At 69.9% G+C, this 18,384-nt stretch carries 14 protein-coding genes and 3 pseudogenes; 5 read left to right on the top strand and 12 right to left on the bottom strand.

Annotated features, from left to right (window positions below; all coding sequences use genetic code 11):
* Positions 1-119 precede the first annotated feature (119 nt).
* Genes BGM09_RS11485 through BGM09_RS11460 form a run of 6 tightly spaced genes read right to left on the bottom strand, consistent with a single transcriptional unit; the run spans position 120 to position 6,964 of the window.
* Positions 120-1,160 (bottom strand): LacI family DNA-binding transcriptional regulator, encoded by a 1,041-nt coding sequence (locus BGM09_RS11485; RefSeq protein ID WP_188281407.1) that lies wholly within the window; start codon positions 1,158-1,160, stop codon positions 120-122.
* On the bottom strand, positions 1,160-2,293 hold the full coding sequence (locus tag BGM09_RS11480; protein ID WP_188281406.1) for an ABC transporter ATP-binding protein: 1,134 nt from the start codon (positions 2,291-2,293) through the stop codon (positions 1,160-1,162). The genes BGM09_RS11485 and BGM09_RS11480 overlap by 1 nt, the downstream gene beginning before the upstream one ends.
* The gene (locus tag BGM09_RS11475; RefSeq protein WP_188281405.1) at positions 2,290-3,348 is read right to left on the bottom strand and encodes an ABC transporter ATP-binding protein; all 1,059 of its coding nucleotides are present in this window, start codon (positions 3,346-3,348) and stop codon (positions 2,290-2,292) included. The genes BGM09_RS11480 and BGM09_RS11475 overlap by 4 nt, the downstream gene beginning before the upstream one ends.
* Positions 3,348-4,238 (bottom strand): ABC transporter permease, encoded by an 891-nt coding sequence (locus BGM09_RS11470; RefSeq protein WP_317452653.1) that lies wholly within the window; start codon positions 4,236-4,238, stop codon positions 3,348-3,350. The genes BGM09_RS11475 and BGM09_RS11470 overlap by 1 nt, the downstream gene beginning before the upstream one ends.
* Before the next feature lie 15 nt (positions 4,239-4,253).
* The gene (locus BGM09_RS11465) at positions 4,254-5,297 is read right to left on the bottom strand and encodes an ABC transporter permease (protein WP_317452657.1); all 1,044 of its coding nucleotides are present in this window, start codon (positions 5,295-5,297) and stop codon (positions 4,254-4,256) included.
* A gap of 5 nt (positions 5,298-5,302) precedes the next feature.
* On the bottom strand, positions 5,303-6,964 hold the full coding sequence (locus BGM09_RS11460; RefSeq protein ID WP_188281402.1) for an ABC transporter substrate-binding protein: 1,662 nt from the start codon (positions 6,962-6,964) through the stop codon (positions 5,303-5,305).
* A 640-nt stretch (positions 6,965-7,604) separates the two neighbouring features.
* Between BGM09_RS11460 and BGM09_RS11455 the strand changes: the two genes are divergently transcribed.
* Complete coding sequence (locus tag BGM09_RS11455; protein WP_188281401.1) at positions 7,605-9,662, top strand: beta-galactosidase; 2,058 nt, start codon at positions 7,605-7,607, stop codon at positions 9,660-9,662.
* A 238-nt stretch (positions 9,663-9,900) separates the two neighbouring features.
* Here BGM09_RS11455 and BGM09_RS11450 read toward each other — a convergent pair whose 3' ends face one another.
* The 4 genes from BGM09_RS11450 to BGM09_RS11435 are packed head-to-tail and all read right to left on the bottom strand — an operon-like array spanning position 9,901 to position 14,807.
* On the bottom strand, positions 9,901-11,031 hold the full coding sequence (locus BGM09_RS11450; RefSeq protein ID WP_188281400.1) for an XdhC family protein: 1,131 nt from the start codon (positions 11,029-11,031) through the stop codon (positions 9,901-9,903).
* On the bottom strand, positions 11,024-13,240 hold the full coding sequence (locus BGM09_RS11445) for a xanthine dehydrogenase family protein molybdopterin-binding subunit (RefSeq protein ID WP_188281399.1): 2,217 nt from the start codon (positions 13,238-13,240) through the stop codon (positions 11,024-11,026). The genes BGM09_RS11450 and BGM09_RS11445 overlap by 8 nt, the downstream gene beginning before the upstream one ends.
* Positions 13,237-14,229 (bottom strand): FAD binding domain-containing protein, encoded by a 993-nt coding sequence (locus tag BGM09_RS11440; protein ID WP_188281398.1) that lies wholly within the window; start codon positions 14,227-14,229, stop codon positions 13,237-13,239. Before BGM09_RS11440 ends, BGM09_RS11445 begins: the two co-directional genes overlap by 4 nt.
* Positions 14,226-14,807 carry a (2Fe-2S)-binding protein gene (locus BGM09_RS11435; RefSeq protein ID WP_188281397.1) on the bottom strand — a complete coding sequence of 194 codons (582 nt, stop codon included), beginning with the start codon at positions 14,805-14,807 and terminating at the stop codon, positions 14,226-14,228. The genes BGM09_RS11440 and BGM09_RS11435 overlap by 4 nt, the downstream gene beginning before the upstream one ends.
* A 166-nt stretch (positions 14,808-14,973) precedes the next feature.
* Between BGM09_RS11435 and BGM09_RS11430 the strand changes: the two genes are divergently transcribed.
* Entirely contained in the window at positions 14,974-15,582 is a 609-nt protein-coding gene (locus BGM09_RS11430; protein WP_188281396.1) for a TetR/AcrR family transcriptional regulator, read from the top strand.
* 36 nt (positions 15,583-15,618) lie between these two features.
* On the opposite strand, the pseudogene BGM09_RS11425 reads toward BGM09_RS11430, so the two are convergent.
* A pseudogene (locus BGM09_RS11425) lies at positions 15,619-15,915 on the bottom strand (family 10 glycosylhydrolase); the annotation flags it as partial.
* A 604-nt stretch (positions 15,916-16,519) separates the two neighbouring features.
* Between BGM09_RS11425 and BGM09_RS11420 the strand changes: the two are divergent.
* Positions 16,520-17,272 carry a hypothetical protein gene (locus tag BGM09_RS11420; RefSeq protein ID WP_188281395.1) on the top strand — a complete coding sequence of 251 codons (753 nt, stop codon included), beginning with the start codon at positions 16,520-16,522 and terminating at the stop codon, positions 17,270-17,272.
* A gap of 247 nt (positions 17,273-17,519) precedes the next feature.
* A complete protein-coding gene (locus BGM09_RS11415; protein WP_188281394.1) occupies positions 17,520-17,804 on the top strand; it encodes a hypothetical protein in 285 nt (94 codons plus the stop codon).
* A gap of 139 nt (positions 17,805-17,943) precedes the next feature.
* Here BGM09_RS11415 and BGM09_RS37580 read toward each other — a convergent pair.
* Positions 17,944-18,048: pseudogene (locus tag BGM09_RS37580) on the bottom strand (transporter); the annotation flags it as partial.
* 71 nt (positions 18,049-18,119) lie between these two features.
* Between BGM09_RS37580 and BGM09_RS38815 the strand changes: the two are divergent.
* A pseudogene (locus tag BGM09_RS38815) lies at positions 18,120-18,359 on the top strand (integrase); the annotation flags it as partial.
* Positions 18,360-18,384 lie beyond the last annotated feature (25 nt).

Below are 18,384 nucleotides of genomic sequence, written 5' to 3'. Positions count from 1 at the left end.
CTCTGCCGGTCGGAACGGTCGGTTCCGGCTCGGTGGTCGTGCCGGGTGTGTCTTCAGGGCAGCCGTGATCGACGGACGCCGCCCGCTGTCGTGAGACGCGTGATGTGCGGCCGCTCTTGTCAGCTCACCGCCGCGATGGTGGCGCCGGGGACCAGCGGGCACGGCACCAGGACGCTCTCGGCCCGCTTGCCCGGGTCGTCGAGCATCGCGTGCAGCTGGTCCACGGCGATGCGGCCGATCTCCTTGCGGGGGATCTCCAGCGAGGCCCACTGACCGGCGAGGTCCGCGGAAGCCCCTTCCAGTACGGCGACGGAGACGTCCTCGGGGATCTTGCGGCCCCGGCAGGCGAGGCCGTCACGCAGCGACTCCGCGAGCCGTACGCTCTCCACCACGATCGCGGTCGCGGCGCCGTCCGCCACCTCGTCCAGCCATGCCTGGTCGAGGTCGGCCATGCCGAGGTGGCCCGGCGAGGTGTCCGTCAGCCCGAGCCGCGCGACGGCCTCGGCGTAGCCCGTGCGGCGGTCGGCGTACGGTTCCAGTTCCAGCCAGTCGCGCACGTAGCCGAACCGCCGGTGGCCGTGGTCCGCGAGGCGCTCGACGATCTGTCCGCTGGCCGTCCGGTAGTCGGGGATGATCTGCGGGATCTCGGCGCCGGGCACCTCGCGGCGGCCGATGTGCACGAAGGTGTACCCCTCGTACCAGAGCCGGGCCAGCTCGCCGCGGTCGGTCGCCACACCGAGCAGGATGCTGCCGTCCGCCAGATTCAGCCGGTTCGTGCCGCCCCGGTAGATCTTGCGCTCGCCGTCGCCGCCGGCCCCGGTGGAGGTGAACAGCACCAGGTCGAAGCCGGTCTCCTCCGCGCGTTCCTCGATGCCGAGCAGGAACTCGAAGTAGAAGTCCTCGCGTGCGTGCGGGAAGACCCGCTCGAAGGTGTGCACGCCCAGCAGGTTGTTGCGCTGGTTGCGCATGGCGCGGGCGGCGGGGTTGGCGACGTAGCCCAGTTCCTTGACCGCGTCGAAGACCCGTCGCCGGGTCTCCTCCGAGATCCGCACGGTCGCCGCGTCACCGCTGATCACCCGGGACACCGCCGACTGGGACACTCCGGCGAGCCGTGCCACGTCCGCCTGGTTGGGCGCCCTGCCGCGTCGTTGTCCTGTCATCACGCCCCCTGGAGTGCTTCGCGCCGGGCGGTGGTCGCCGCGGCGTGTGTCGTGTCGGCCATCACCCCGGCGCGGCCCTTGGCGTGCAGCCAGCACTTCGCCCAGTGGCCGTCGCCGAGATCGGTGACCGGTGGGGCCTGCTCGCCGCACTCCTTCATCGCGAACGGGCAGCGGGGGTGGAAGCGGCAGCCGGCCGGCGGGTCGATCAGGCTGGGCGGCTCGCCCAGTTCGTCGGCGCCCGCGAAGAACTCCTCGCGGTCGCCGACGCCGCGCTCGGGGTCGGGCGAGGACTCGATGAGCAGCTTGGTGTACGGGTGCTGCGGGGACGCGATGACGTCCTCCTTCGGTCCCGACTCCACCATCTGCCCTGCGTACATCACGGCGATCTCGTCGCACAGGTAGCGGGCGCTGGCGATGTCGTGCGTGATGTACAGCAGCGCCAGGCCGTCCTCGGCGCGCAGCCGCTGGAGCAGATTGAGCATCTCCAGCCGGATCGAGACGTCCAGCATGGAGATCGGCTCGTCCCCGAGCAGGACCTTGGGTTCCACGGCGAGCGCGCGGGCGATGACGACACGCTGGCGCTGGCCCCCGGACAGCTCGTGCGGGAACTTCGCGGCGAATTCGGCGGCCGGGGTGAGGCTGACCTTCTCCAGCAGCGACGTCATCCGCTGCTCGCGTTCGGCCGCGGACAGGTGCGGGTGGTGCAGCCGAAGCGCCCGGTCGAGGTTGTAGCGGACCCGGTGCATCGGGTTCAGGGAACCGAAGGGGTCCTGGAAGATCATCTGGACCTCGGAGTGGTAGGCGCGCCGCCCTCGCCTGCTGCGGCTCACCGGCTCGCCGCGCAGCAGGATCTCGCCCCGCGTCGGTTCGTGGAAGCGGGCCAGCATCCGTGCGAGCGTGGTCTTCCCGCTGCCGCTCTCCCCCACCAGCGCCAGGATCTGACCGGGCTTCAGCCGGACCGTGGCGTCCTCGACCGCGCGGACGACGGAGGTACGGCCGAGCGCGCCGCGGGCGGTGAAGTGCTTGGTGACGTCCAGGGCCTCCAGTACGTACGACGGCGCTTCGTCGGCCGCGTCGAACGTGCGGGCCTCTTCGTCCGGTGCGGACACGGCCTCGGTCATGTGCTTGCTCATCGGGTCTCGCCTCCGTTGTCGCCGTCGGTCTCGTTGAGCAGGCACGCCGCTTCGTGTCCCGGCTCGGGGCCCACCGGCAGCAGCAGCGGCAGCCGCTCGTCGCATCCGTCCGTCCGCCGCGCGCAGCGCGGGTGGAACGGGCAGCCAGGCGGCAGGCGGCGCAGGTCGGAGGGTGTGCCGGGGATGCCGTGCAGATCGCGCAGCGGGGCGTGCAGCGGCGGGAAGGAGTCGCGCAGCCCCTGGGTGTAGGGGTGCTTGGGCGACCCGTAGATGGCCGCGGCCTCGCCCACCTCGACGATGCGGCCCGCGTACATCACGGCGATACGGTCGGCCAGCTCCAGCAGCAGCGACAGGTCGTGGGTGACGAAGACGACGGCGAAGCCCAATTCCTCGCGCAGGCGCAGCACTTGAGCGAGGATCTGCCGCTGCATGACCACGTCGACGGCGGTCGTGGGCTCGTCCATCACCACCAGCTCCGGCCCGCAGGCCAGGGCCAGGGCGATGGCGGCCCGCTGACGCATTCCGCCGGACAACTGATGCGGGTAGTCGCGGATCCGGTCCTCGGAGATGCCGACCAGGCCGAGCAGTTCGGCCGCCCGCGCCCAGGCGGCCCGCTTGTTCAGCGCGCGGTCGTGGGCGCGCAGGACGTCGGCGAACTGGGCGCCGATGCGCATCACCGGGTTCAGCGCGTCCATCGCGGACTGGAGCACGACGGACAGGGCCGTCCACCGGTAGCGGCGCATCTGCTTGCCGTCGAGCGCGGCGAGGTCGACCGGCGGTGCGCCGTCCCTGGCGTGGAAGAGGATCTCGCCCGCGGTGGTGACGGCCGGCGGGCGCTGGAGCCGGGTCAGGGCGGTGATCAGCGTGGATTTCCCCGAGCCGGACTCTCCGGCGACGCCGAGGATTTCCCCTCGGCGCAGGGTGAAGGAGATGTCGGAGCAGGCGCGCACCGGATCGGCTCCGGTGGCGTATTCGACGGTCAGGCCGCGGACTTCGAGGACGGTCTGTCCCGCGGGGATCAGCGGCCGGTGCTTCGGCTCTGCGTGGACGGTCATCAGGCCGCGCCTCCCGCCCGCGCCAGTTGCCTGGTCCGCCGTGCCGTCACCGGGCGGGCGACGCGCAGCTTGGGGTTGGCCAGTTCGTCGATGCCGAAGTTGACCAGCGCCGCCGCGGTGCCGATCAGGGCGATGCACAGGCCGGGCGGCACGAACCACCACCACAGGCCGCGCAGGACCGCGCTCTGCTGCTGCGCTCCCTGGATCATCGTCCCCCAACTGATCGACGAGGAGTCGGAGATGCCGAGGAAGGCCAGTCCCGCCTCGGCCATGACGGCGCCGATCATCGCGTGCAGGAACATCGACGCGATGAGGCCGGTCAGGTGGGGCAGCACTTCGGCGAAGACCAGTCGGCGACCGCGCTCGCCGAGCATCCGCATGGCGCGTACGAAGTCGCGGTTGGCGATGCTCATGGCCTGGGCGCGCAGCGTGCGCGCGCCGCCCGACCAGCCGAAGAAGCCGATGATCAGGGCGATCGTGGTGAGCCCTGTGCCCTGGAGGTAGCCGGCCACGATCATGATGAGCGGCAGCGTCGGCATGACGAGGAAGAGATTCGTCAGGAAGTTCAGGGCGCCGTCGACCTTGCCGCCGTAGAACCCGGCCGGTACGCCGACCAGGATGGCGATCGTCGTGCCGACCACGGCGCCGAGCACGCCGACGTACATCGAGCCGCGGGCACCGGCCACGACCTGGGCGAGCATGTCCTGCCCGTACTGGTTGGTGCCCAGCGGATGTCCGCCGCCGGGCGCCCGGGAGATGGCGGTGGTGTCGTTGGCGCGCGGGTCCAGGCCGAGCAGGCTGTGCGTCAGCCAGGGGCCGAACACGGCGAGCAGGAGGAAGAAGGCGAGGATGCCCAGGCCGATGCGGACTTTCCAACTACGGAGGAACACGGTACGCACCTCGGGTCACCCCCCTTCTCTGATGCGCGGGTCGAGCAGCACGTACACGGAGTCCGCCAGGAGGTTGGCCAGCAGCACGGTGAGGGTGATGAGGAAGAACACGCCCTGCATCACCGGGTAGTCGCGCTGTTGGAGAGAGGTGTAGAGGAGATAGCCGATGCCCGGGTAGTTGAAGACGACCTCGGTGAGCAGGGCGCCGCCGACGACATGGCCGAGCGCCAGGGTGAAGCCGGTGAAGTTCGGCAGGACCGCGTTGCGGGCGGCGTAGCGGAGCATCACCCGGCGGCCGGACAGGCCCTTGGCCTGGGCGAGCAGGACGTAGTCCTCACGGACCGTGGTGACGGTCATGTTGCGCATGCCCAGCAGCCAGCCGCCGAAGGCCGAGAAGACGATGGTCGTCGCCGGGAGCACTCCGTAGTGCAGCACGCTCAGGACGAACGACGGCGAGAAGCCGATCGTCAGGTCGGCGTCGTATCCGCCGGCCAGCGGGAACCAGTCCAGTTGGAAGGCGAAGAGCCACAGGCCGATCAGCGCCATCCAGAAGTAGGGGACCGCCGAGACGAACGTGGTGAGCGGGCTGACGATCGTGTCGAACCGGCTGCCCGCCCTCCAGCCCGCCATCGCGCCGATGCCGGTGCCCAGGACGAACGCGATCACGGTGGTGACGCCGACCAGCAGCATGGTCCAGGGCAGGCCCTGCCGGAGCAGGCTGGTGACCGGGGTGGGGTAGTTGCTGATCGAGACACCCAGGTTGAAGTGCGCCAACTGGCTGAGATAGTCCAGGTATTGGCGGCCGATACCGGCGTTCGGATTGCCGAACACCTTCTGGATGGACTCCATGGCGCTCGGCGACATCTGCTGACCGCTGACGGTCTGGAGCTTCTCGACGATCGCGGCGGACGGATCGCCGGGCATCATCCGGGGCAGGAAGAAGTTCAGGGTGATCGCCGACCAGGTGGCGGCCAGGTAGAAGCCCAGCCGGCGCAGCAGGAACCCCCAGCGGCGGGGAATCCGGAACCGGCCGGCCGCCGGTACGGCGGAGGTGGTGATCGCGGTCACGCGGTGGCCTGCTTCAAGTTGAGCAGGGTGAGGGTGGCGTCGGGACCGTTGCCGGGGAAGGGCACGTAGGTGAAGTGCTCGGGGGTGGGCCAGCCGCTCCAGCGCGTGGCGTTGATCAGGACGAACCAGTAGCTGTTGTAGACCGGGCTGTACGGCACCTGCTCGGCGACGATCCGTTGCAGCTTCTCGCCCGCGCTCTTGGTGACGGCCGGGTCGGCCGACGACAGCAGGTCGGCGATCGCGGCGTCGGTCGGCGCGTCCTTCCACCGGCCGAAGTTGGTGGCGGCCGTCTGCCCGAGCGGCCGCAGGGCCCGGCTGCTCAGGGCGCTGTAGACACCGGCGACGCCCGCTCCGCCCGAGGTGCTGATGGTGAGGTCGAACTCGCCGGTCTGCTGCTGCTCGTAGAGGTTGGCGCCGGGCGCGCCAACCGACTTGACCTTGATCCCCAGGTGCTCCTGCCAACTGCGGACCATCATGTTCGCGTAGGGGTCCCACCCGAAGTCCTGGTTGAACGAGAGCTTCGGAGCGTAGGACTTGCCGTCCTTGACGAGCTTGCCGCCCTTGACCTCGTAGCCGCTGAGGGCGAGTTCCTTCTTGGCCGCCTCGGCGTCGACCTGCTGCACCTTGCCCCGGTACTCGGGCAGGATCACGTCCCCGTAGATCTGGTCCACCAGCCCCGTCGGGCCCGCCTCCGTACCGGGGCGCTCAAGGGTGGTGACGATGTCCTTGCGGGGAATCGTCATCGCCAGCGCCCGCCGTACGTGGACGTCGTCGAAGGGCGCCTTCGCGGTGTTGTAGAAGAGGGAGTAGGCGCCGCCGGTCGCGTACTTCTGGTAGAGGTTGTGCTTGGGGTCCTTGGCGGTGTACTCCTGCTCGCCGTTGCCCCAGGCCGCGAGCGCCCAGTCCACGTCGTCGCGGATCAACTGCGCCCGCAGGGCGTCGCCGTTGGTCGGAATGATCTTGATCTGCTGCACGGCGAACCGGCCGCCCCAGTAGTCGGTCCGCGCACGCAGGGTGATCTGCTGGGGCGCGAACCGGTCCAGGGTGAAGGGGCCGGTGCCGACTGGGTCCGGGTTGGACCAGCTCTTGACGTTCTTGCCCTGCCAGATGTGCGCGGGCACCACCGGGACCTGGATGGAGGCCAGTTGGCTCAGCTCGCTGAAGGCGGCGTGCGGCCAGTGCACCGTGACGGTCGAGGAGTCCACCTTGGTGACGCGGTCGTACGTGGTGCCGCCGAGGTTGAAACTCGGGTCCTTCAGCGGGAGGTTCAGCGAGAAGAGCACGTCGTCGGCGGTCATGGGCTTGCCGTCGGAGAAGGTCACGTCCTCGCGCAGCTTCACGGTGAGCGTGGTGCCCGTCGGGTCGAACTCCAGGCTCTTGGCCAGCCAGGGCTTGACCTTCGCACCGTCGCTGTAGTCGACCCGTGCCAACGGCTCATAGATCATCTCGGCGTTGGGCGACTTCTGGAGGGCGGGGCCGAAGACGTTGTAGTTGCGGATGAAGGTCGTCCCGCCGTCGGTCTTCCCGAAGACCAGCGTGCCCGAGCCCTTGCCCGCACCGCCCGTGGCGGCCGTACCGCTCTTGCAGGCGCTCGCCCCCAGCGGTATGACGAGGGCCGCCCCGGCGGCGCGAGCGATAAAGGCTCTTCTGGTGGGCATGGCTGACTCCTGCTCCTCGTGAATGGCGATACAGCGCACAAAATGGGGTGCACATACGTATGAGCACGAGTGGCTGAGCTGTCATGGCCTCTGCTTCTACGTATGATCCGGAAACGTACGCACGTTGCCGGGAGGGGTCAAGACTGTGACGGGAAGATTTTCCAGCCACCTGAACGACACATGGGGCACGGCGGGGATGACCGCCGACGGGCGTTGACACCCCTGGGTGATCGCTCTAAGTTGGCGCACCGGCTGACGCACTTCATCGGCGCCTGACGTCATGGCCAGGCACGGTCGGCCGCGTTTCACCCGCGATCGGCGCCCGGACACGACGGGTGTACGGCGCGTGCCGCGCGTTTTCACGACGCTTTCCCTGGCGCCTTTCGCATTGCCTTCCGGGTGCCTCGTCCGCTCGTCGCCGAGCGCATTCGCCGCCCCATGGTGAGGGACGGGACACCCGGCACGCCCATGGCCCGAGCGGGGCCGGACCGGTGCCTCCACCGGCCCCGCTCGCCTTCCGGGCGGCGCGCGCCGTCACGCGTCCTCGCTCGCGTTCTTCCTCTCGTCCTCGTCCCCGTTCTTCCTCTCTTCCTCGCATTCCGTACCGCCTTTTTGTATTCCAGGATTCAGGAGCCAGCGCATGTCGCGACCCGACCGGCAGCATTCCGTCTGGGGCCGAGTTCCGCGCCCCGCGTACGGCGCCGACTACAACCCCGAGCAGTGGGACGCGGCGACGCGGAAGGACGACGTCCGCCTGATGCGCGAGGCGGGGGTCAATCTGGTCTCGCTCGGGGTCTTCGCCTGGTCCTGGATCGAGCCCCGGCGGGACGCCTTCGACTTCTCCGGCCTCGACGAGGCCGTCGAGCTGCTGCACGCGTCGGGCATCGCCGTCGACCTGGCCACACCGACGGCAGCTCCGCCCCTGTGGTTCTCGCACGCCCACCCGGAGTCGCTGCCCGTGACGGCCGACGGACGGCGGCTGGCGCCCGGCTCGCGGCAGGCGTACTGCCCGTCCTCACCGCTCTACCGGGAGCGCGCCGCGACCGTCACCCGCCGCCTCGCCGAGCGCTACGGCGACCATCCCGCGGTGGTGATGTGGCACGTCAACAACGAGTACGCCAACGGGAACGCGCACTGCTGGTGCGAGACCTCCGCGACGGCGTTCCGCACCTTGCTGCGCACCACGTACGGCGACGACCTGGACGCCCTCAACCACCGCTGGGGCACCGGCGTCTGGGGCATGACCTACAGCGACTGGAGCCAGGTGACCCCGCCGCGCACCAGTACCAGCCGCCTCCCGCCCGCCCTGTGGCTGGACTTCTACCGCTTCAGCGACGCCGAACACCTGGCCTGCTTCCGGGCCGAGCGCGACATCGTGCGCGCCCACTCCCCCGGCCGCCCGGTCACCACCAACTTCATGGCGAGCGCGCTGCGCTGGAGCGACTACTGGCGCTGGGCGCGGGAGGTCGACATCGTCTCCAACGACCACTACCTCGGGTCCGAGGACCCGCACCGCGCCGCCGAGCTCGCGTTCGCCGCCGACCTCACCCGCGGGCTGGCCGGCGGCCGGCCCTGGCTGCTCATGGAGCACTCCACCTCCGGGGTGCAGTGGCAGCCCCGCAACATCGCCAAGGTCCCGGGGGAGATGGCCCGCAACACCCTGACGCACCTCGCCCGCGGCGCCGACGGAGCGCTGTTCTTCCAGTGGCGGCAGTCCGCGTACGGCCCGGAGAAATGGCACTCGGCGATGCTCCCGCACGGCGGCGAGGACACCCGGGTCCTGCGGGAGGCCCGAGACCTCGGCAACGCCGTGTCGCGGCTGGCCGATGTCGCCGGGAGCACCTGCCCGCCGGCCACGATCGCACTGCTCCTGGACTACGAGGCCATGTGGGCCCTGGAGCTGCCCGACCGGCCGAGCTCGGACCTGACCTGCGGCGACGCGCTCCGCACCTGGCACCGTGCCCTGTGGACCGCCGGTCTGGGCTGCGACATCGTCGCCGCCCCCGCTCCCGCCCTCGACCCCGCCTCCGCTCCCGCCTCCGGTGCGCACCGGCTCCTGCTCGTGCCCTCGCTGTACGCGCTGTCCGCGGCGACGGCGCGCGCCCTGGAGGCGTACGCCGAGAGCGGCGGCCACCTGGTCGTCGGACCCTTCAGCGGCGTGGTGGACCCCGACGACCGGGTCCATCCCGGGCCGTACCCCGGAGCGCTCCGTGACCTGGTCGGGCTCACCGTGGACGAGTACCTGCCGCTCGCCGCCGGAGCCGCCGTCGGCCTGGACGACGGCTCGACCGGGAACGTATGGGCCGAGCGGGTCGTCCCGGACGCCGGGACCGAGGTGGAGTGCCGCTTCACCGACGGACCCGCGGCGGGCGGCCCGGCGGTCCTGCGCCGCGGAAACGTCCGCTACCTCGCCACCCGCCCCGACGTCCCGTCCCTCCTGCGCCTGCTTCCCCGGTGGGCCGCGCAGGCCGGTTGCGCGCCCGCGCCCCGGGGGTCCGGCGACGGTGTGGAGGTCATCCGCAGAAGCGGCCCCTCAGGCGAGCGGTCCTGGCTCTTCGCCGTCAACCACACCCCGTCGACCGCGCATGTGGCCGCCACGGGGACCGACCTCCTGTCCGGCGCCCGCACGACAGGCGTCATCGCCGTTCCGGCGGGCGAGGTGGCGGTGGTGGAGGAAGGCGGTACGGGTCCTCGCTGACATCCCCGTGCCGCAAGTTGCCGCGAATTGCCGCGAATTGCTGTCCCGCAGCAGGCGGCAGCGGCAGCGGCAGCGGCACACGGAACTCCCGCCCGTGAGCGGTCGTCTCGGGGCCATCGCGCGGCGGCAGCCTCCAGCCGCCCAGCGACGTCGTAGTGAAGGGCGCCGGCCACCCCCCGATCAGGACGTGCCTCCGCGAACGGACACGCGGCCATCCGACGCGTATCGGCGGACCGTTTCAGGCCGTCGCCTCCCATAGGTCCCGGTGGATGGGGTCCGCGCGGCCGGTCAGTGGCAGGCCCGTGCCGCCGCGGTGGGCGGCGATGACCTCGGCCGCGATGGACAGGGCGGTCTCCTCGGGCGTACGGGCGCCGAGGTCCAGTCCGATGGGCGAGCGCAATCTGTTCAGCTCGCTCTCGCTCAGACCCGCCTCGCGTAGGCGTCGCATCCGGTCCTCGTGGGTGCGGCGTGAGCCCATCGCACCGACGAACGCGAAGGGCATCCGCAGCGCTTCCACGAGCAGCGGCACGTCGAATCTGGCCTCGTGGGTGAGTACGCACACCACCGTGCGCGCGTCGGTCGGGGTACGCCGCACATAGCGGTGCGGCCAGTCGACGACGACCTCGTCGGCCTCGGGGAAACGGGCTTCGGTGGCGAAGACGGGCCGGGCGTCGCACACGGTCACGTGATGGCCCAGGAACTTTCCGGCCCGCACCAGCGCCGCGGCGAAGTCGACCGCGCCGAAGACGATCATGCGGGGTGGCGGCACGCGGGTCTCGACCAGCAGGCTGATCCCGCCTGAGCAGTGCGACCCGTCCTCGGAGATGGCGACGGTGCCGGTGCGACCGGCGTCCAGCAGGGCCTGGGCCTCGGTCAGGGCAGTACGGTCCAGCTCCGGGTGGCCGCCGAGCCCGCCCTCGTGGGCGCCGTCGGCTCGGACGAGCAGGGCCCGCCCGAGCAGTTCCTGCGGGCCGCGCACCACCCGGGCGAGGGCAGCCGACTCGCCGCCGGCCGCCGCGGACAGCGCGGCCCGCAGCACCGCCCGCTCGGGCGAGTGGGCGCGGACCGGGGTGACCAGCATGTCGATGGTCCCCCCGCAGGTCAGCCCGACCGCGAAGGCGTCCTCGTCGCTGAAGCCGAACCGTTCGCGCACGGCCCGGCCGTCCTGAACGGCCCGTTCGCACAGTTCGTAGACGGCGCCCTCCACGCAGCCGCCGGACACCGAGCCGATCGCCGTGCCCTCGCTGTCGACGGCGAGGGCGGCACCGGGGCCGCGCGGCGCGCTTCCGCCGACGGAGACGACGGTGCCGACGGCGAACTCCCGGCCCTCCTCCATCCAGCGGTGCAGCTCGTCGGCGATGTCAAGCATGCGCGACTCCCCCGCCCGACGGGGTCGCGCCGGCCGGGTCCTGAACCGATGCCGAGCCGGGAACTGGAGCCGGGTCCGGGTCCGGGTCCGGAACTGATGCCGTCAGCACGCGGTCGGGTCGGATCGGCAGATTCCGGTGGCGTACGCCGGTGGCGTGCCAGACCGCGTTGGCGATGGCCGCTGCGGCGCCCACGATGCCGATCTCGCCGACGCCTTTGATGCCGACCGGATCGTCCGGGTCGTGGTCGTCCACCCAGTCCGCCTCGATGTCCGGGACGTCCGCGTGCGTGGCCACGTGGTAGCCGGCGAGGTCGGGGGCGTAGTAGCGGCCGGTGTTGCGGTCGCGGACCGCCTCCTCGTGCAGAGCCATGGAGATACCCCAGGTCATACCGCCGAGGAGCTGGTTGCGGGCGGTGAGCGGATTCACGATCCGGCCGGCGGCGAAGATGCCCAGCATGCGGCGCACCCGGATCTCTCCGGTGGCGATGTCCACGGCGACCTCGGCGAACTGGGCGCCGAAGGAGTGCCGTTCCTTCCGTGCGAGGGCGGCAATGGCCTCGGTGGTGTCGGACCGAACGGTGATCCCCTCCGGGGGAATGTCCGGGACCACCGCAAGTCGCGCCCGCAGCTCGGCGGCTGCCGCCGTGACCGCCCAGGCCCACGAGCGGGTTCCCATCGAACCGCCGGCGATCATCGCGGGGCCGAAGTCGCTGTCCCCGATCCGGACCCGGACCCCTTCGGGCGCGGTCTCCAGCGCGTCGGCGGCGATCAGGGTGAGTGCGGTGCGGGCACCGGTGCCGATGTCGGCGGCGGAGATCCGTACGGTGAACGAACCGTCCGCCTCCGCCGTTGCCAGGGCCGTGGAGGGCATGGCCCCGGAGCCGAAGGACGCGGCGGCCGTGCCGGTGCCCAGCAGCCAGCGTCCGTCCCGGCGCACGCCGGGACGTGGGTCGCGGTCCGCCCAGCCGAATCTGCGGGCGCCCTCGCGGAAGCAGGCCGACAGATTGCGGCTGCTGAAGGCGAGCCCGGAGACGGGGCCGGTCTCCGGCTCGTTGCGCAGCCGCAGCTCGATCGGGTCGACGCCGCAGCGTTCCGCGAGTTCGTCGAGGGCCGATTCGATCGCGAACGATCCGGGCGCCTCGCCCGGTGCGCGCATCCAGGTCGGGGACGGCACATCGAGTCGCACGACGTGGTTGGCCGTGCGGTGGGCGTCGGCGTCGTACATCACCCGGGCGACGCCCGCGCTGGGCTCGACGAACTCGTACACGGTCGACGTCCGGCTCAGCGAAACGTGCTCAAGGGCGCGCAGCCGGCCGTCCCGGTCGGCGCCGAGCCTGACCCGTTGCGCGGTGGGGCTGCGGTGCCCGGTCAGCGAGAACATCTGACGCCGGGTCATCACCACCCGTACCGGGCGCTGTAGAACGGTGGCGGCCATCACGGCGGACACTTGGTGGGCGCGCAGGCCCTTGCTGCCGAAGCCGCCACCGACGTGCTCGGAACGCACCCGCACCGAGGTCTCGTCGAGCGAGAACATCTTGGCCAGATCTCCCCGGATCCAGGTGGCGCCCTGGTTGGAGTCGAAGACTTCCAGCCGGCCAGCGTCCCACACGGCGGTCGCCGCGTGCGGCTCCATCATGCTGTGCTGTTCTTCGGGGGTGGTGTACCGCGCGTCCATGACGACGGCGGACGCGGCGAGTCGGGCCTCCAGGTCCCCCTTCTCCGTCTCGGCCGGCATATGCCCCTCGCCGGGGTAGGCGCCGGGGTGGTCGGCGACGAGCGCGGTGTCGTGCGGCTCCTCGTCGTAGGTGACGAGCAGCGCTTCGGCGGCCTCTCTGGCCTCCTCGGAGGTGGTGGCGACAACCAGCGCGACCGGCCAGCCGGCGCACGGCACCCGCTCGTCCTGGAAGACGGCGGCGGTCGGGTCCGGAGTTCCGAGCATGCCGACGTAGTCGGTGTTCAGGCGCGGTGCGTTGCCGTGGTGCAGCACGGTGAGCACGCCCGGCATGTCGAGCACCGGGGCGGTCTCGAGCGAGCGGATCCGGCCGCGGGCGACGGTCGACAAGACCAGCCAGCCGTGGGCCAGTTCGGCGAACGGGATCTCTCCGGCGTAGCGGGCCGCGCCGGTGACCTTGTCCCGGCCCTCCACGCGGGTGTGCGCGACGCCGACGGCCCCTCGCAGCCCGGTGGCTCCTGGCGTGGTGATCGTCATCGGACGTCCCTCTCGGCGAGTTCGGTCAGGACAGCGACCGCCAGATTGCGCATGAGGGTCACCTTGTATCCGTTCTCGGGCAGCGGCCTGGCGGCCTCCAGTTCGGCGTCCGCGGCGGCGGCGAAGGTCCCGCCGTCGGCCGACGCCCCGATCAGGACGGATTCGGCCGCGCGGGCCCGCCAGGGCCGGGAGGCGACGGCACCGAAGGCCAGCCGCGCTTCCCGTACGAAGCCGTCCTCGATGTCCAGTGCGGCGGCGACGGAGCCGATGGCGAAGGCGTACGAGGCGCGTTCGCGCACTTTGCGGTAGCGGGAGCGGGCGGCGACCGGGGCCGGCGGCAGGGTGACATGGGTGATCAGCGCGCCGGGCGGCAGCGCGGTCTCCAGGTGTGGGGTGTCGCCGACGGGGAGGTAGAAGTCGGTGAGCGGCACCTCGCCCGGCCCGTCGGGGGACTCGTAGGAGATCACGGCGTCGAACGCCGTCAGTGCCACGCCCATGTCGGAGGGGTGCACCGCCACACAGTGGCCGGAGGCGCCGAGGACGGCGTGGTTGTGGTGCTCGCCGCTGACGGCGGGGCAACCGCTGCCCGGGGTGCGCTTGTTGCAGGGTTTGCTCACGTCGGAGAAGTAGCCGCATCGGGTGCGCTGGAGCAGATTGCCGCCGACGGTGGCCATGTTGCGCAGTTGCCCGGAGGCTCCGGCCAGCACGGCCTGGGTCAACGCCGGGTACCGGCGGCGGACTTCGGGATGGGCGGCGAGGTCGCTGTTGGTGACGGTCGCGCCGATGCGCAGGCCGCCGTCCGCGGTGGGCTCGACGCGGCCCAGCGGGAGTTCACGGATGTCGACCAGCCGGGCGGGACGTTCGACTCCGGTCTTCATCAGGTCGACGAGGTTGGTGCCGCCGCCGAGGAACCGCGCGTCCGGGTCGGCGGCGAGCAGGGCGACCGCGCCGGCGACGTCATGGGCGCGCTGATAGCCGAACTCCCTCATACGGATGCCTCCTTCACGGCTTCCGCCGCCCGACCTTCTTCGTACGCCGCTGCCGCACGGCTGACGGCCTGGACGATCGAGACGTAGGCGCCGCAGCGGCACAGGTTTCCGCTCATGCGCTCTCGGATCTCGTCGGACGTGAGCGGTGCCGGCCCCGCCTCGATGCCTACGTCGTCGGTGACGGCGCTCGGCCAACCGGCGGCGTGCTCTTCGATGACGGCGATGGCCGAGCAGATCTGGCCCGGCGTGCAGTAGCCGCACTGGTAGCCGTCGAGGTCGAGAAATGCCTGCTGGACGGGGTGCAACTGGTCACTGTCTGCCACGCCTTCGATGGTGGTGATGTCCCGCCCCTCGGCCGCGACCGCGAGGTTCAGGCAGGAGACGACACGACGCCCGTCGACCAGGACGGTACAGGCGCCGCACTGCCCCTGGTCGCAGCCCTTCTTGGTGCCGGTGAGGTCGAGGTGCTCGCGCAGGACGTCGAGCAGGGTGGTGCGGTGGTCGATGGACAGACGATGCTTCTCGCCGTTGATGTTCAGAGTGATCGCACTGGACGTCGACGGGGGAGCTGGGTCCATGGTCAGCCTTCCTTTGTGTCCGGTGACAAGGAACGCGGGCTGTGTGCGGCAGCGGTCGGCGCTAAGGTGACAGCTAACCGGACTGCTGTCCATTTGATTGCAACTTAACGGACAGCTGTCCGTTTGACAAGGACGGGATTCGACCATGGACCCGTGAGGAGGACGTGTGCCCCAGCCGAAGAAGGAAAATCCCCTGCGTTCGGACGCGCAGCGCAACCGCGAACGCATCCTGCGGGTCGCGATGGTCGAACTGACGCTGCGAGCGGACGTCCCGCTGAGCGAAATCGCCAAGAAGGCCGGCGTCGGCCAGGGCACTTTCTACCGCAATTTCCAGCACCGCGAGGCGCTGGTCCTGGAGCTCTACCAGCACGAGATGCAGCAGGTCTCAGAGGCGGCGGCCCAACTGCTGGAAACGCGCGCACCCGAGCAGGCCCTGCGCGAGTGGATGGACCGCCTCGCCGGGTTCGCCATGACCAAGGCCGGCCTGGCCAACGCGATCCGGCTGGTCACCGGCGCGCCGGGCGGCCCCGCCAAACCGGGCCCCAGCCCGATGTTGGAGGCTGCCGGCATCCTGCTCCGCGCCAACGAGGAGGCCGGCACCATCCGCTCCGGGGTGACCCCGGACGACTTCTTCCTGGCCATCGCCGGCCTCTGGCAGATCGATCCGCACGAGGACTGGCAGCCGAAGGCCACCCGCCTTCTGGACATCGTCACGGACGGACTGCGCGCCGGAGCACCGGGCCGGGACCGGACCACCGGCGACCGAACCGTGTGAACTCGCCCCGGACTGCGCCGAAGACGCGGCTCCCCCTTACCGCCGGCCGTAGCGCTCGGACACCAGGCTCATCGCGCCCAAGGGGTCGGCGACGACTTGCGAGGCGGAGAAGTAGACGTTGCCGCGGACCTGCGGGTAGTGGGCGCAGAAGTCGAGGTGGCGGGTGAGTTCGGCCGGGTCCTGCCAGGCGTCGGGCTGACCCGCGACGCCGACCTTGTACAGGGCCTCGCCGATGTAGAGGCGCACGTTCGTGCCACGGACGACATCGGACCACCAGGGGACGAGGGCGGCGTAGTCGGCCGCCGCGAAGCCGATGTTCCAGTAGACCTGGGGGCAGGACTACCTGCGACCAACTCGCCGACCAGTACGACGCCGCCGCAGACCCACTCACACAGCAAATCCTCCTCGTCGGCCTCGGAGGGCTGACTGGCTGGGAGAAGGAGGCCGTCACACCACCCGCGCAACCCCGCAGGTTCGGCCCAGGCGCGGCTCACAGCGACGACCCCGCGTTCAGCGGAGGGGAGATCCCCACCTTCCCTAACAAATACGATGACGCCGAAACGCTAGCCCGAGAGCTTCAGGCAGCCGCCGATGCTGGCCTCTCCCCAATCGATGCAGGAAGCCAAGCCTTCCGGGATGCAGTATCCAACGGTGGACAGTACCTCTGGGCTGTTAGTGCTGACGGCCGGTTGCGGATCATCTTCGATGCCTCAAAAGCCATCAAACACTCCGTACTCTTCGCCGGACAAAGCGTCCGGGGGGCGGGTACTGTCATCTTCACGGACGGAAGGGTCTCCCTCATCGACGACCAAAGCGGCCACTACTTCCCATGGCTGGGTGACGAGACGGGATCATTCCTCCCGTCCGGAGTGACTGCGTTCCGCAACGCGGGAGTGATCGTTCTGGACTCCGCTATCCGCCCATTCATGGACGACCAATGACCAATCCGATGGACGAGTACCGCCGCCTGGTCCAATCCTCTGATTCGGATTTTTCCCTGCTCGTACGGGAACGTTTTCAGGCATACCCCGAGCGATCGAGACCGACCTGGATCATGGTTCTCCTCGATATCGCCGCCACCGACGACTGCCCCGTCAACAAAAATCCTGTCGTGGGGCTCCCGAGGCGCCTGGCCCTGGTGGCGGCACTCCTCGAGTGCTCCGACGAGCATCTCACGATACGCGCAGACGCTCTCGCCGACACGGCGCTCAATTGGGCACACCGCGCATGGGAGGAAGGAGCAAGCAATGTGCCGCAGAGCCTTACACCAGACGAGGCCGTCACTCGAGCGTTGTCTTGCTTTCGCCTCACACCTGCCGCGGCGGAGCAGACCGCTGAAGACAGAAGACACCACTACCTCGCAAAAATGAGATCCAAAGGACTATTAGTCCCCGATTCTGCACAGTTGGCTTATGCGGAAGATGCCAGTTTGAACGTCATCGAACACCTACTTCCCAACCTTCTATGGTTTAAGGGAAAGGTCTCCGACTCCCGGCTGGACAACGAGCTCGCCGTCTGGACCACTACCGCACCTCGTCTCCCATTGGGCGACGAGATCAAGGACCAACTCGTGCGCCGAGTCATAGTCGAGCACGAACCAGGACCGCAGACGAACCAGCGGGCCAGCAACACTGAAGAACCGAACCATCCTACCCACTCAGACGAACCTCCTCCCAGCACCAGTGCATAAGAAGCATTCCTCCTACCGACCGTAGGGTTTGTGCGTCGGACTGAGCCCGGATCCACCGGCGTGATGCTTGTGGATAGTCCTGCCGAAATCGAAGAAGTGCCTTGCGACCTGCGATGATGGGAGTTCTTCAGGCTTCCAGCACGCACGGTCAACAAGGCACTTCCGAGATGCAATCCTCCCAACTGCTGCGGCAGTTTCGGCCGCGTTCGATGATCCGAAACTGGTCGCGTACGGCGGACTGGAGCCGGTGATCCGGCTGGCCGAACGGTGCGCTCTGCCTGCGCTGGCCGACGGGCTCATCCACCTGCCGCGCTCGAAGGAAGGCACCGGTGTCTTCCCCGCGGCAAAGCTGATGTCGCTGGTGGGCGGCATGGTCGCGGGCGCCGACAGCATCGATGACATGGACCGGCTGCGGCACCGCGCGAGGGCCGCATGTTCACAGGACGGACCAGGTCGCCACGTGGACATCGACGACACCATCCGCATGACCCTCCTTGACCGACCCGTCCGAACGCGCCCGAGACCTGCCTAAATTTGGAAGAGCCTGACAGGCCAGCGGATACTCCTGCCCGAACCGGCAGATCAACCGCCAGACCGTTCGAACACCCCCGACGTGATCACTCCGAAATCACGCCGGTGGATCCGGGCTGGGCCGCCTCGAAGTTCGCGGACACATGCGCCGCAGCCACGGCTCCAAGCCGGTCACGGACCAAGTGCTCGAACTCCGCCCGGTGATCCATCAGCCACGAAAGGTAGAAGAGACCCCGGATGATGACCTGTTGACTGAACTACTGGCGGAGTTTCCGCAGGTCAGTGACCTTGTGGTGGAGACGTCGTCGAGTCGGCCATGGAGGCATCGAGAGATCTGGCAGCGCTGTCCGTCCCTCTGATCGGGGAGCTGGTGGCCAGGGATGATCCGTGGGATCCCTACCGGCTCATCGACCCAGCCGGACAACCGGTCGAGGGAGCTGGCGCCTTCCTGCGGGATCTGCAGGGGGCTGGTCGTTCGGCGGCGACGGCCCGCTCCTACGGGATGGATCTGCTGCGCTGGTTCCGCTTCTTGTGGGCCGTCGAGGCGTCATGGGACCGGGCAAGTCGAGTCGAGGCAAGAG

This window comes from Streptomyces sp. CBMA29 (assembly GCF_014596445.1).
GTDB lineage: Bacteria > Actinomycetota > Actinomycetes > Streptomycetales > Streptomycetaceae > Actinacidiphila.
Note: the sequence above shows the minus strand (reverse complement) of the source record. Positions and strands in the feature narration are given on the sequence as shown.